Below are 14,799 nucleotides of genomic sequence, written 5' to 3' on the forward strand. Positions count from 1 at the left end.
TGGATTCAGGAATCTCACGGCATGCTTTCTTTCTGAGTCTGCTGACCCAGTTGTAAAAGGTCCCGGGATGAATCCCATGTTCCTTGCATCACTGAAAATCAGTGAGACCGCTGCTCCTGCATTCCATGATCAGCTGGTATTGCTTGTCAGCTGGTACTCTGGCATTGTAATTGGACATTTTTTAACACCTCCACAAATATGTAGTGAAGTGCTCGCACCTGACAATGGGATTTATTGTATTCCAGAGTAAAATGCTTGCATCTAGCTATCTACTATTATGGAGTATTTGGTAGTAAAGCGCCAGCCTCCCTAATACTTGGCGCTTACGTATCTTATAAGCCACTTACGTTACAACTATACTATATCACAACAAAAATAAACGCCCGGACATCTATGACAGACATCCGGGCACTCTCTCTGATTTAATCCAATTCCTCTACATTAACACCCAGCGCATTTGCAAGCGCTAACACTGATTTCAATGACAAATTCCAAGACTTTCGCTCCCCATATTCCAATCGCTGCAATTGCGAAATACTCATGTGAGCACGACCAGCTAACTCCTGCTGTATCATTCCACGCACAAGACGCAGATTACTGATCAAGTCTTCTTTATCGGTTTCTAAATCTCTAATAACATGTCCGCTACTTTAGCAATAACTGCTTCGTGAAATACAGGATACATCTTTTGCAGCCTCCGAATGCTGATACTGCTCCAGATAACAGAAAACGGCTGCGCTGTGTACCACTTAAAATATGCAAGCAGCCAGCCGCTCTAGTATCGATCATTTCGCTCTTCTCTATCGCCGCCAAATCCACGTATGGCCAACTCCGATCCCGACTTTCCTGCTACCACAGACTCATCTCCAATTTCAAAACGGCGTACCACTTCATTCTGGAGAAACATTCTCCAGAATCCATCAGGAGCATACCTGCAATCCGGGCAGGCATATTCTATCATATCACCCATGTGAATCATGGCTCCTTCAACATACATTTCATCATAAGCGTGGATCATCTGGTTTCTCCCCCTGACGCATAATATCCAGCATATACAGTTCATCTGCACTATAACCAGGTCTTCGGTCACTGTTCAAATACTCAGAAAGTGCCACTTTATCCCTTTTGATTTTAACACACAGTATTTATCCCACACTGCATTCTCAGCACTAACAAATTGAAGCCGTTCAAACGTTAATGAAGAAATCAGAACAAACTACGCTCCCAAGTTTCCCAACCGAATTGCTTTTTCCAGTTTCTTTACGGATATTGCGTTATTAAAAAAATCCTCGCTTATATTATACCCCCAGCTGGAAGTGTGAGTCAAGCAGTTGGGGTTTATTGGATTATGCAGGAACTCCATTTCATTACCGTAGTAGATCGAAGCTCTGTTACTGAAAGTGATGCTGTCGGATTTAAATTTTCTAATATTCATACCTATATTTTACACACTTCTACCGGCACATTTACATATTTCTTCAACCGTGCTCGATAATCAATAAGCATATTATCCTCCACGCCTTTGTAGTCTGGAACTTTAATGGATGTTCCTGCTTTTCTCAGTGACTGATACTTACTAATCCCCAGATTATGTTCCTTTATAATTTCAACTTTAAGCAGATTACCTTGAAAGCTTCCAAGCAGTTCAGCCACTCTTTCTCTATTCTCAATGTCATCTGTAAATCCTGCAATGACCGGAATCCTAGCAACAGTCAGTGCGCCTCTTTTCATTAGAACGCTCAAGTTATTATAATAACTATCTAAATTGCCTTTGAGCACATTTCTACAACGCATCTTATCCAGAATCTTGATATCTACATAAAATAGATCAACATATTTCAATGCTATCTCTAATTGCTCGATATTTGAAAATAAACTGGTTTCTATTGTAATATGTATTTTTTCAGAATGCAGCCTCCGTAGTACATCCTCCAGCTCACTCATCTGCAATAAACACTCTCCTCCAGAGAATGTCACTCCTCCTGGAAGTTTGTCTAACATCATAGGATCTGTAATTTTATATTCTGTAATATCACCGATATAAAACTCTTTATCCCTGATCACTTCCTGATACAATTCTGCACTGCTATACCATCTGCCGTAGAGACCTTCATTTCCATCCTTTATATATCTCTGTATGGCTGGTTCAAGATTCTCTGGATTACTGCACCATGGGCAGCGGATGGAACACCCTTTGAGAAAAACTGTAGTTCTTATTCCCGGGCCATCATGAAAAGAAAATCTCTGGATGTCGGTAACTAATATCTTGTCCATCATGATCTGATCTCTTTATCGCACATATCAAAGGCAGCGGCAATCACCTGATCCATGTCATAATATTTATATTCCCCTAATCGATAATCGAAACAGGCATCAATCGGGCCAGTATAAACTACCTTATCGGCTACTGCGCCATAAAGGCCAGAGTTCACTACTAAATAATCATACTTCATGTCTACCTCTACTAATAACTTTACTAGCTATATTCTTAATATTAGATATAAAAAACTGATCTTTTATAATAAATAGAACAGCAAAGTAAGTCACTGCACCAGCTATAACTATAATACTTGTGTGAAGAATGGACGGTGACAACGCATTTCCTAACATATATGCAACACCAAACATGATAAGTCCTGCTATATAATAATGCACGCCTTCTTTTATTACCCTAAGGGGGGAAAGCTCCTTTCTCACAATTATCAATTGAATTACAGCGATGCTCATCTCTGCAACCACTGAAGCAATGGCTGCCCCTATTGATTGCCACAATGAAATAAAAATACTATTTAAAACAAAATTAACACATGCGCCAAATACAACTGTAAATGTGAAAATATTTTGCCTCTTTGATGGTATCAGATACTGCATGCCTGTCACATTATTTATTCCTATTGCTAATATTAAAAGAGCAAGTATCTTCAGTAGAATAACGACCTTATCATAATTAGGTCCGAAGAACCAAGGCACTAAATTAGAAGATACGCTGATCAATCCCAAGCACAATGGAACTCCGAGAAACCAAACGAAGCGGTATCCACGATACATTAATCGCCTTATCTCATCTGTATCTCCAAGTTCAAAATAGTAGCCTATCCTCGGTATCATAACGGTACCCAATGCGGTAACAAGCGTTAGAATAGTCCTTGATATCTTTAATGCCTGTTCATAATATCCGTTTTCAAAGGAACTTTGAGTTATGACACCGATCATTGTCTTATCAAGCACAGTATACACCTGAATTGCAATAGTTGGCACAAATAAGGTAATAACTGTAGGTAATAACCTAAATGGATGAATATCTTTTTTACTTATTTTAGTAATATACTTGGGAAGATATGCCCACAGAGACAGATTGCTTAAGAAAACAAAAACAGCCAGTCCAAATGCATAAACCAGAATATCATCTTTAGTCTTTACAAAAATAAAAATGTATAAGATACTGATAATTCTAATTATCGTGTTCCTGATAACTATTTTTCCAAACTCTTCTAATCCCTGGAAAAACCATGTTACATCAACAAATACCGCTAATATATTAAATGCGAGTACGAGATATAAGGGAGTATTATCATTGAAGAGGCTAAATATTACATATATAAGGAACGCACAACCGGAGGTAAAAAAACCAAGAATCTTTGTGTTCCAAAATACCTTTGACCTCTTATCAGCGGAGTCCTGAACATATGATATTTCTCTTTGTCCATAGATAGTTATACCCAGTGTCGCAAATAGTGTAAAATAAGTTACCATTGATCCAGCGTAACTCACTGTTCCAATCCCGTCTGCTCCTAATGCCCTAGAAACATATGGAGTTGTTATTAATGGTGTGATTAAAAGCAATATTTGATAGCTTAAGTTAAACAGATAATTCTTTTTAATGCTTTTCCTTGCCATTATTATCCCCCTCAGATCGCATTAATCCCATATTCAGATAACAATCCCCCTTATTTCAGGTCAAACGGCTATTTCACTTTCTATCGCACGTTTGATCAGAATATCTTTATAATTCTCCGGTAAATCATTAAAGTAGGCACTAAAGCCCCAAACTCTAACAATCAAATTAGGAAATGCGCTGGGATCTTTTCTTGCGGCAATCAATGTTTTGCTGCTTACAACGTTCATCTGCATCTGAAAGAAACCTTTCTTAATTGACGCCTTAATAAACAGTGTAAACTTTTTGAGATTATTTTTAATAAAATCCGGTGTAACAAAATAGTCTATTACATTTCCATTGGATCTCTGGCCGGAATAATCAAGAGAAGAAGCAAAATTGATTAACTCCGTATATGCCACACCCGATGGTGCTGATATGTGAACAGCAAGAGGTTCATTTTTGTTTCTTCCATCAAATGTAGCACCAACTACAGCTCCGGATTCCACATAGTTTGAAGCGCTTAATCCCCACTTCACCTTCCCATAAAAACGGTTTCTATAAGATGACAAATTATTATACACTCTGTCTGTCATCTGCTCTACTAATTGAGCGACCTGAGTATTCTCTGTACCATACCATTTCTTTAAAGAGGAATCAACTGATTCAAAATTGCTTTCCCTGCAAATACTTCTTACCTGATCCAGCGTAAATTTCTTTTCCTCGAAGCACAGTTCTTTAATATTCAATAGGCTATCAACAGCATTTGCCAGCCCAACAGTTAAAACCCCATAATTATTGTATGTAGCTCCTCCTTCGGATATATCTTTTCCCTTCACTATGCAATCTTCCGTGAATAGACTTCTAAGAGGATTCTTCTCCCATCTAATATCATTCAATATATTAATTACGGTCTCTGCTTCTCTATCGACCTCGTTAAGAAACAATGTAAGTAACCCTTCGAAGTTCTTGCATGCTGTGAACTCATCATTGTTATATGTCTTTTCAAAGCATCTTCCAAAATTTATAGATTTAATGTTATTCTTTTCAAGAGACTTACCATACGCCATGGGCTCCCAACACGCAGAAGTTACATAATTACATGCATCGGCATGTGTATATCCAAACTCCTCTAAGGCAGGGATGATAACATCATCATTTGATAACAGGGGACACCCTACACCGGTTGCTATACATTGAATTGCAAGCTCTAATAAATCATCCGGCATTTTTGAACTAATACGTAATAAAATCTTAGGATCCGGAATCGGCTTATCCCTCATTACCTCTATGAATATATGTGTGTATTCGTTGCAGAAATAGTCACCATTAGGATCAATACCACCTAATACAATAATCTGCCCCGTATCACCGAGAAGTTTTCCGGAACTTTTAAATGCAAAATACCTATGCATTTCACTATAAAAGTCTCCAATAATCTGAACAGACTCTGGTATATCTAATTTATATCTTGCCAGCACTTTATCAAGACGTCCGATACCAACCAATGTATGCTGAGATTGCCAAAAGAGACTTGACCAAAATAGTATTCTTTGCAATGCCTCCTCCAGGGAAGAACATTTCTGATCCTTCATTCGCAGGAAATACGTTTTAGTATTGTTCAGTCTGTCAATATCTGCTGTATCCTTTAATGTCAGTATGGCCTCTTGGATTTCTTCAACTATTCGATCAATATATGAAAGGATACCACGAAGCATAATCTGGACTTCATAAGAAACGCTATTGTTATAATTTCCTGATCTATTAATCAAATCATTGATGGAATTATCCAGAATAAGCTCATAATCAGGGGTTGTGTTGTCTTCAAGCGCATATATGTTGCTGAAGTATAATCCTGTATCTATCCATGTCTGGAATCTGTTGCCGAACCGTATTGTAATGTTGATGAGTCCAAACATTTTGTTATACTCATCTGCTTTGCTTTTCTTGAAATAAACATGCCTTTTACTTGAAGATTTTTCATCCGGGGTCAGCATGGAAAGCATATTGCTTCGACTTGAATAATATGCCTCTTCTTTCTTATTCTGATATATGTCTGTTCTCTTTATTTTATCTACAATAAAATTTTTTAAATTCATTATAAAAACTACCTTCTTACTGTATGCAGGCCATACTCGACTATTTACGTTTCTCCAAGTATTCTTCTAATTTTCCAGGCTCTACGGTCTTTCCAGTCCTTCCAGCCACTGCATCCTTAAAAGCTACTTTTACTGTATCTGCTACTAAATCCTTATGTCTTACGTATTTATTCATTAAATACGTGGCCATCATAATAAAAAATGGTCTGAGTTTGCGAACTCCTATATTCTTTCCATACTTCATATCATATAAAAAGCAATTCCGATATCCATAGTATCCTTTCCAGGAAAACTCATCATTAGCAGGTGGAATAATTTGCTTGTGCAGGCAGGCAGAAGTCACATATCTGATTTTAGTATAAGCAAGACACCTTCTTGCATAATCGCTGTCATCGTACATAATGAAATAGCTGGAATCAGGATATCCAACTTGCCTTACAATATCCATGCAAAAAAGAGGTCCTTCTAAGGGGAATGCATATGTGTCAACACATTCTTCTTTTAATTCTGTTGAATATACTATTTTATACCTACCATTCACCTTAAAAACAAACGGATTCGTCAGATTATATGATACTGAAATACGATCCGTAAAATTTTCATCTGTTCGCGATGGAATGGTCACTTTATGCCCCTCATCCAACTTTGACAAAAGTATTTCTAAACAGTCTTTTTCAGGCAGAACATCATCATCCATTGCCCAAAGAAAATCATGATTGTTTGAAAATGCTATTTTAAAAGCCTTTTCAAATCCTCCTGCTCCTCCAGTGTTGGTATCATTATAGTGGTAGCTTATTCTAATTCCCTTCCACAAACCTGAAAATCCAGATTGTGATATCCCATTAACAACTATAATACCCTGTTGGAAAAGCATTTCCATAGTACCATCCACAGAGTGATTATCCACAATATAGATGGTATTAATTTGATGCGTCTGCTCACTCAAAGCATTTAATAATCTTAACAAATACTCTTTTCTGTTGTAAGTGACCGTAGCTACGCAAACATTGCGTGCTTCCATTTTTTCTTTTTCCAATTTCTATCTTCCCTTCAAAATATTCACAATCCCTGGCATCCACCTATAGCCAAGATATCTGAGCTTTGTTGCTATGCTGTCCAACTCAGATAGCTTCGTCTTCTCTCCGGTCTGCCTATTTAAATACGCCTCTACCCCACATCCGAAAGTTCCCTTCCAACTTGGCTTTTTGATAAACTTGCGAAGGCACATTGTGAGTCCCTCTTCCATAGACACAAAGCTTAAATCAGGACATATAGAAAGTAATTTGGAGTTATCAAATGTCCTGTCAAATAACCTGTCGTATCGGACCTGATATTCATTTTCCATAACCTTACAGATACCACTGCTATCCTCTGGTTGGTAAAGTTTTGATGTTATACCGGCATGCTCCTGCAACACTCTACTATAAATCTTCCATACCTCCCACCACTCCATATGTTGCGTTCCGGTCAGATTAAGTACCTCACCATAAGCTCTTTTGTTTCCAACGAGGTCAGCTATAGCCTGTGCAACATCCCCCCCACACGTCATTGTGGTTTGATGGCACGCCACATCTTTGGGCAGAGGAACGTTCCTGCCATGTAACGCTCGGTACAGCCATACATTCTTTTCAATAGTACCCAACTGAAGCCTTTCAACATTGTATGTTATGTAAGGTCTAATAACTGTCCAGTTTGAGGAACCACTGTTAAATAACAGATTCTCTTGTCTTGCCTTTGCCAGTGCGTATTCGTCTGTCGCAAGGAAAGTATCATCGTTGCTTACATCCAATAGTCTGGATGAACACTCCGTAATAGGACTTTCCGAATCAGCATAAACCCTGCTTGAGCTAGTAAAAATATACTGATCCGTAGATTCCAATAGACTATTTACTCTCGATGCAAATTCATCAGATCTATAAATCATAAAATCCACAATAGTATCATACTTTTGCTTGAGTATCTCTGAGAGGAAGTTTTCATCATGAGCATTACCTCGCAGGTAATGGATATCTTCGGCAGAACCATGTTGATATCTTGATGTTACAAATACTTGTTCGCCACGATTGCTTAATTTCTCTATTAATGGCATCCCCATTGCTCCAGTGCCACCTAACACCAATACTCGCATATTTACTATACCTCGCTATTGAAATGGTTTAGAAATCCCTATTTCTACCCAACAGTTTCTTTACTGTCTTTATTCCTTCCCCACCCAGAACTTTCTTTACTTCCGTTTTTACTTTTCCCTTTACTGTAGTATGAGAATGGCTCAGTACAGAATAGGCCTCTGTATCCTCCTTAGTATCGACAAAAACCTCAAAGATAATAGAGCTGTCCATCTCCGGTGACAGGAATGTAGGCAGATTTTCCATATACTCTTCTTTATTCTCTGCAGATAAATACTTAAAGCCCAGATCCTCTGCATAGTGTTTCACTAATTTCTTGGATTTTGCTCCATTGTGTCCCTCGGCAGCTATGTAGGGATTTGCATCATCTCCAAATTGATAAGCTCTGTTATCAGGGTTTTTAAATTCAGTACCTAAACCATTATTAACCAGGATGATGCGTACATTCTTGCCATAATGCCTGTTTCCCAATGAGTTCATATCATAAAAGAAGGCAAGATCCCCAAACACTCCAAAGACCAACTTGTCTGTAACCAGTGAGTTCCCCAAAAGCGAAGACAGCCCTCCGTCAATACCGTACCCACCTGTGTTAGCATATCCCACAACACTGCCTGGTGCCTCAAACATGCTCCACATCCTATACGAATTGTATATGCCCATATGCAAGATACAATCCTCTGGAAGCTTTGGTAGCGTATTTTTAGCTAACCAGGCATTAGAGAACGGCAACTCAGGTAGTGCTTCAGAAATCTTCTTTGCTTCTGATTGCCATAATTTCAGGTAAGTATGGTCTGAAGCCCCCGTTGCTCTGTCTGCATACACAGAAAAGAAATACTCCTCTTCCATAGCAAAAATATATCTCTGTGTCTGGAAAGTATCCATGATCTCTCCGTTTGGATCAACTCTCCAAACTTCTTTCGCATGAATACGAAGAGGCATTCCGGTGATTTCCCCAATATGGATTACGATATCCGCTCCCATTGCCGGTGTATTATATTCCCATTGATAAGAAGCCAAAACAACATTTACTCTATAGTTGCCATGATAGTTACTTACTTGATCGCAGCAGACGACAGCATTATATTTGTCACAAAAAGCATTCACAACATCCAACTGTTCCACTGTCCATTTCCGATGTGCGCCTACAAATATGGCAATATTTACACCATCAGGTATCTCTGGCAATCTATTCTTATAAGCATCAAAATAAGTGACTCTTTGAATAACCCTCTCCTGTGGTAATGAATTCTGATTGAAAACACGGCTGTATGTGGTGAAAAGGTTAATATGCACCGGTCGTCCGCCGTTCCTTCGTAATTCCGTTAGTGCTCTATTTATCAGTACATTACAATGCCACTCATCCTGTGCTGTATGAATGATTGGCACTTGGACACTTAGTTTTACCGTATCCACAGGTTGTACTGACCTGTCAATCGCCTGTTGAAATCCCTGTCCGATTCTCCCGGGGTGTTGCGTGGATGTAATTGCAACAACGGGAAGCTTTCGGTAGTAAGCCTCGGTCAGCCCTGAAAAATAGTTTCTGGACGCCGTCGCCTGGGTACATGATAATGCTACCGGCTCACCGCACTCAGCCGCCATACCACAAGCCATGTAAGCTGCACTGCGTTCGTCATAAGCAGAATAAAGTTCAAAATAGTCATCCTGCTGCATGCTTACAACCAATGATACATTTGTGGTTCCCGGACTAACAATCACCTTTTTTATATTATGAGCCTTCATCAGACTCATCATCATCAACACATTTTTCTCTTCGGAAAAATTGCTCACATTACCATCCTCCTACAGTTTTGATTTTACTGGTGCCTGACTTGCACCTATCCTCAGTCATCTAAAGCTTTCTTTAGATATCCAATTAATTTTTGTCGCTCTTTATCCCTGATTTCAAAACTATCTGGCAAATCAGAATCTAATATCTCTATAAATGCAGCCATATCAGCAACAAAACGTTCTTCACAACCATACAATGTGAGCAGGTTTGAAATACGACTGGTTTGCTTCGCATTGTGAGTATACTGCCTGTGGAATGTAAAAAATGAAGTATTAAAATATATCGAAAACAATGTAGTGTGAAAAGAATCAGTCATTACATAACTTGCTCGATCTATATACTTCACATATTCCCTCGGCCCTCCATTGCAAAACCTTATTCCCTTTATTCTTTCATACTCTTCTTGCGGATAAGCAAATGCTACCATCGGTAGTCCCCTATCACTTCTAAGTTTTTCCATTGCCTGCAATGCGAAATCACAGGGTTTGTCTAAAAAATGAATGAATATGTACTCTCCCTCCAAATCATCTGCCGCCTTACTGAAATCTCTCCATTCGTCCGGTGTCAAGAAAGAGGTCGGATCTGACAGGCGAATAGCATCACGGCCAGTTAATTCTGCTATATTGTCTACACCCTCCTGCTCTCTTGCGGATAATAATTGGAATTTTCTAATTTCTTTTGAAAAGGACCTTTTATTATAGTCTTCTATTTCACTTCCAAAGCTGGGCGCAAGTGCTATCTTTTTTTTGTCCGATACAAATCCTAAAAAGGATACCAGGTCATATCGTCTGGAGCCATTCCATATCTGATCACTTCCAGCAATAAAAGCAATGAAGTCTTCGGATTTTCCTATATTCTTTAGTTGGCTATAGCTGTAACCTTCAGGCTGCAATGTGTCATCTACAAACCGGTCTATAGACTCTTCGGATTTCTTCGAAAGGCTTCCTATAGATTTTTTTCCAGCAGATCTTAATGATGTATACTTTGATATATACCCTTTATACCGAAAACTATCTATGGCAAATCGGACTATCTCTCCCAGGTAATAGGTATACCTCTGAATACCAGGAAATGTTCTATATAAAGGGATACAGTGATACCCCATCTTTTCTACCATACTTTTCGTTGCATAGCATTGAAGTGCTGACCCGTAATTTCTCTTCCATAATGTAACTAAACCGATTTTTTTCATCTTCATCACTCCAATTTGTTAAGTATCTTCTGAGGATTAGTGTTTTGAAGGTACCCTTATTTTTATTTTCCTCTTGAGCTGTTTAACTTCCACATGATTTACAGTAGCAAAAACATATATCATGACATATACTAAGGTTTGAATCAGCGTAGTGTCTGAAAATACGGTCATCAAAATTACAATACAAGGCAACAGCCTGTCACCCCCTCTTCTTCTGATAGCCTGCACAGCAAACATCAAAATAAACAAGGCTGCGCATATGACTCCGTCAATATAAATCAAGTGGTACAATCCAGACATATACATTGTTAATTCGGTTCCAGCATCACCTGTGCCGAACAAAAACTCTGACCTATTAAAAAGAGAAATATAATATTGCCCTCCACCTAAGCGGCCTTGGATGGCAGAGTTTTGCCCTCCTATTCCAGTAAATATTCTCTGTACACTATACTGTAGCTGTGGCGACATAATATAAGCAACAAGAACCATTAATACAGCAACGATAAATACTCCAAACCACTTTCTTTTAATTTTTCCTGTTCCAAAACTATTGTAGAACAGATATAATCCCCATAAGCCCACAGCAAGCATAATACCCATGCCTGATGTACTGGCGATAATTCCTATGCTTATCAATAATGCAAATTTAAGACTTCTTTTGCTGCCACTCTTAAAAAGCAGATACACCAGAACAGGATAAGCATATTGTGTGTAAGCAGACGGTTCAATAAAAAAAGCTGATGGTCGATAAACTCCGGAGGCCGTTCCGGTTGATATAAGTGTCTCATAGCTGGACATGCCATCTCGCAACATTCCAATGTTTAAAAATGGAATGTGAATATTAGCTATCAAATGCGCCAGGTTCTGTAAGATAAGACATGCCGATGCAAAGCAACTAATCCTCACAGTCCATTTAAAAAAATCATCGAAATCGAACCAGTTATTACTTAGAAAAATTACCAGCAAGATCAAAAAAAGCATAGTAATAAATTCTTCAACCGATGTTCCATGATTGATTATACGGAATATGGCATATGGGGCAACAAAATACACGCTCTTCATACTTAACCATCTACTGCTCAAAAAGAAAAGTATGTATGGAATCGAAGCAATAATAATCGCCATACTAAGGGTCACTGGTAAGAATGAACGAAGAGGCTGCACTATCACCATAACTGCAAATAAAAATGCAAATATTCTATCAAGCCCGTTGTGTTTAATTAACCTTACTGCTGTATTTTGCTTTGTCAGCGTCGTTGCTGTGGTTGCATTCATGCTTTTACCTCATTTTTGCTCTTATATCTTCACCGAAGTTATCTTTTTCTTTTCAAGAATTTCCTGGTATAGGCTTTTCAAATTATCAATATTCCTATCCATAGAGAATGTTCCAGAAGTTATGTATCTTTGTCCATTTTTTGCTGTCCTTCTTGCCTCTTCCGGATGTTCTATTGCGTACACTATTTTCCTTGCCAGTTGCTTTGCATTTCCCTTCTCATACAGAAAACCTCTTCCGTCTTCTATTATCTCAGGAGTAGCGCCTTTATTTGCACCTATAACAAGCGCCCCGGTAGCCATAGCTTCTACTGTAGCCCTTCCAAAGCCTTCCCCATCTGAACACATCAGTCCAATATCAGACTCAGCCCACTTCTTTGGCATATCATCTACATAACCTTCAAATTTAACATGGTTACCGAGCCCTCTTTTCTCCACCATTGCCATAAGATTTTTTTTGAATGTGGGTTCTATATTCCCATAAAAGTAAAGGTAAATATTCTCATAACCTTTCTTAAGGAGTAGTGACAGCGCTTTTATGGCTTCCACATGACCCTTGAAAGCGTTGTAACCACATAACGACATATGAACGGTCTCTCCAGTAAAAATCTCTTTTGTTCTTAAATCGTCGGCTCCTTCTGTATATACTCCATCATATATAACTCTGGCATTATGGTTGAATTTATCTTTGTAACAATCGTAAATATATTTGGATATTGTAATAATTGCGTCAGTCTGTTTTATACTGCGTAATTCAACTTTTTTATCATACGGCTCCCTGTTAAAATATGAAACAGGTTCCTCTCTCAAATGCCATATAACAGGAATACCAAGCTTCTTTGCGCTTTTAATTCCAACCGGAGAAATTCCTGTGTTTATATGGAGGAGATCCACTTTCTCCTGCTTTAAAATATTTAAAATCTGGATTTCACTTCTGAATGAAAGAACGCGCTTAACCCGTATCTTTATCTCCTCAACTATTCCCCTCCCCTTTAGCCATGAGAAGAACAAACACTTGAAAACCGGAATATTCCTTTCTTCAAGTCTGGTCTCTAATGTCCCCCTTGATCCGGTAATGACAATCACATCAAAGTTTCCATCTTCTATGAGCTTATCAATGATCTCAAGCATTGCTAAAGTTGCGCCACTGATATTTGAAAACAATGAAACAAATGCAATTTTAATTTTTCTATTTTTTAGTGTTTTATTTACTGTAGTCTCTCTCATACTTACAAACTCGTTTCTACTGATTCAACATCAGTTACATACATAATCTCTGATATTTGTGACTTGCTCACAAGCTACACTTTTCTTATCAAAAAAATCTTTAATCGCATCGACTATTCTGTTCATATCTTCCTCGGTATACCGCTGGTCACACACCAAGGAGATCTCTCTGTTATATATTTCTTTCCCTTGATTCGAGATATTCTGATGATACTTTGATAACGGCCAATGTACCGGGCAGTAAATCTGTTTGTTAATCAGATGTCTTCTCAGGCCATCTCTGTCATCCTTCACCAAAATGGGGACAAATAGTGGTACGTCCATCTCACTTTGCTCTCCATACATAAGCTTGATCTCAGGTATATCCCTCAGCCCTTGCAGCAGAACCACTGCATTTGTCCTTCTCTGCCCTTTAACAAAGTTCCAGTCAGCCAAAAGCAATTGATATACACATTCTGTTGTAGGCTTATTTCCTACATAATGCTCATCCAAAAAATCCTCCGCTTCGTCATATTTATTGAGGTAATTCTTCTTTTGTCCTTCAGCTTCCGCAATCTCAGTAGCATGTGAAAGATGTTCATCAACCTCGATAGTTCTTTGCCACTTGATATAATCATTCTTCATCATCATGGCTTCCTTTCTATGTTCGGAATACTCGCTTCCAACTGTTCCTAACTCAAGGACAAAAGGTGCATGCTGCTTTATTGCTTCTGCGATCCCATAAAAACCTGTCCATTTTCGGAAACTTATATATGTATAGTCAGCATCTATTTCTACCTGGAAGGTACTATCGCTAAGCCACGAATGTGTTCTATCCACTATTATCAGTCCGTATATATCACGGATTTGCTTTACATCCAACCCGGATAACTGAGAAAAGCCAAAGAATGTCATATAATAAAAAATCTCGTTATCATGGTTCTCTTTAGAAACTTCTGTATAATCCTCTTCCGGCAGTTTAGCGCATAAGCCTTTTTCTTCATCATAGAAAATGTCATAGAACCTGATTTTTATGCCATGCCTTACAAATGGCTCTAACATGGTGTAGCAGCAATATGAAGGCATCAAAACAGAGTCAACACTGTGTTCTTCTAAAATATCACGTATAATGTATTCAAGGGCAGCTCTACCTGATATCAGGTATTTTTTTTTGCCTGTATCTGCTGCCTCCCAGAATTCACTTCCTATCTCTGCCACTATATCACCCCGATATTCATTAT

Annotated in this window: 13 protein-coding genes and 1 pseudogene; all 14 read right to left on the bottom strand. The window is 38.4% G+C overall.

The features are described from left to right. Nucleotides 1-73 (bottom strand): annotated as a pseudogene (locus NE473_RS33225) (IS66 family insertion sequence element accessory protein TnpA); the annotation flags it as partial. Between the two features lie 349 nt (nt 74-422). After that, on the bottom strand, nt 423-584 hold the full coding sequence (locus NE473_RS33230) for a helix-turn-helix domain-containing protein (protein WP_373237992.1): 162 nt from the start codon (nt 582-584) through the stop codon (nt 423-425). Between the two features lie 191 nt (nt 585-775). Beyond that, nucleotides 776-1,018, bottom strand: coding sequence for a hypothetical protein (locus NE473_RS25535; protein ID WP_006776754.1), 243 nt, complete (start codon nt 1,016-1,018; stop codon nt 776-778). A 419-nt stretch (nt 1,019-1,437) separates the two neighbouring features. Beyond that, nucleotides 1,438-2,277 (bottom strand): radical SAM protein, encoded by an 840-nt coding sequence (locus NE473_RS25540; protein WP_006776752.1) that lies wholly within the window; start codon nt 2,275-2,277, stop codon nt 1,438-1,440. Further along, nucleotides 2,274-2,453 carry a hypothetical protein gene (locus NE473_RS25545; RefSeq protein ID WP_006776751.1) on the bottom strand — a complete coding sequence of 60 codons (180 nt, stop codon included), beginning with the start codon at nt 2,451-2,453 and terminating at the stop codon, nt 2,274-2,276. The genes NE473_RS25540 and NE473_RS25545 overlap by 4 nt, the downstream gene beginning before the upstream one ends. Continuing rightward, entirely contained in the window at nt 2,443-3,897 is a 1,455-nt protein-coding gene (locus tag NE473_RS25550) for a flippase (protein WP_055652208.1), read from the bottom strand. The genes NE473_RS25545 and NE473_RS25550 overlap by 11 nt, the downstream gene beginning before the upstream one ends. 60 nt (nt 3,898-3,957) lie before the next feature. Continuing rightward, nucleotides 3,958-5,973 (bottom strand): pyruvate formate lyase family protein, encoded by a 2,016-nt coding sequence (locus tag NE473_RS25555; RefSeq protein WP_055652209.1) that lies wholly within the window; start codon nt 5,971-5,973, stop codon nt 3,958-3,960. 40 nt (nt 5,974-6,013) lie between these two features. Beyond that, nucleotides 6,014-7,009, bottom strand: a complete 996-nt coding sequence (locus tag NE473_RS25560; protein WP_050797866.1) for a glycosyltransferase — start codon at nt 7,007-7,009, stop codon at nt 6,014-6,016. A 3-nt stretch (nt 7,010-7,012) separates the two neighbouring features. Then, a complete protein-coding gene (locus tag NE473_RS25565) occupies nt 7,013-8,101 on the bottom strand; it encodes an NAD-dependent epimerase/dehydratase family protein (RefSeq protein WP_006776746.1) in 1,089 nt (362 codons plus the stop codon). A 28-nt stretch (nt 8,102-8,129) separates the two neighbouring features. Further along, nucleotides 8,130-9,887 carry a thiamine pyrophosphate-binding protein gene (locus tag NE473_RS25570; RefSeq protein ID WP_039893362.1) on the bottom strand — a complete coding sequence of 586 codons (1,758 nt, stop codon included), beginning with the start codon at nt 9,885-9,887 and terminating at the stop codon, nt 8,130-8,132. A 53-nt stretch (nt 9,888-9,940) separates the two neighbouring features. Continuing rightward, nucleotides 9,941-11,080, bottom strand: coding sequence for a polysaccharide pyruvyl transferase family protein (locus NE473_RS25575; RefSeq protein WP_055652210.1), 1,140 nt, complete (start codon nt 11,078-11,080; stop codon nt 9,941-9,943). Between the two features lie 36 nt (nt 11,081-11,116). Further along, nucleotides 11,117-12,355 (bottom strand): hypothetical protein, encoded by a 1,239-nt coding sequence (locus tag NE473_RS25580; protein ID WP_055652211.1) that lies wholly within the window; start codon nt 12,353-12,355, stop codon nt 11,117-11,119. A 21-nt stretch (nt 12,356-12,376) separates the two neighbouring features. Then, nucleotides 12,377-13,579, bottom strand: coding sequence for a glycosyltransferase family 4 protein (locus tag NE473_RS25585; protein WP_006776223.1), 1,203 nt, complete (start codon nt 13,577-13,579; stop codon nt 12,377-12,379). Nucleotides 13,580-13,609: 30 nt separating this feature from the next. Next, nucleotides 13,610-14,776, bottom strand: a complete 1,167-nt coding sequence (locus NE473_RS32900) for a DegT/DnrJ/EryC1/StrS family aminotransferase (RefSeq protein WP_055652212.1) — start codon at nt 14,774-14,776, stop codon at nt 13,610-13,612. Nucleotides 14,777-14,799: the final 23 nt, after the last annotated feature.

The sequence above is a fragment of the Hungatella sp. SL.1.14 genome, from assembly GCF_024460495.1.
In the GTDB taxonomy this organism is placed as follows: domain Bacteria; phylum Bacillota; class Clostridia; order Lachnospirales; family Lachnospiraceae; genus Hungatella; species Hungatella hathewayi.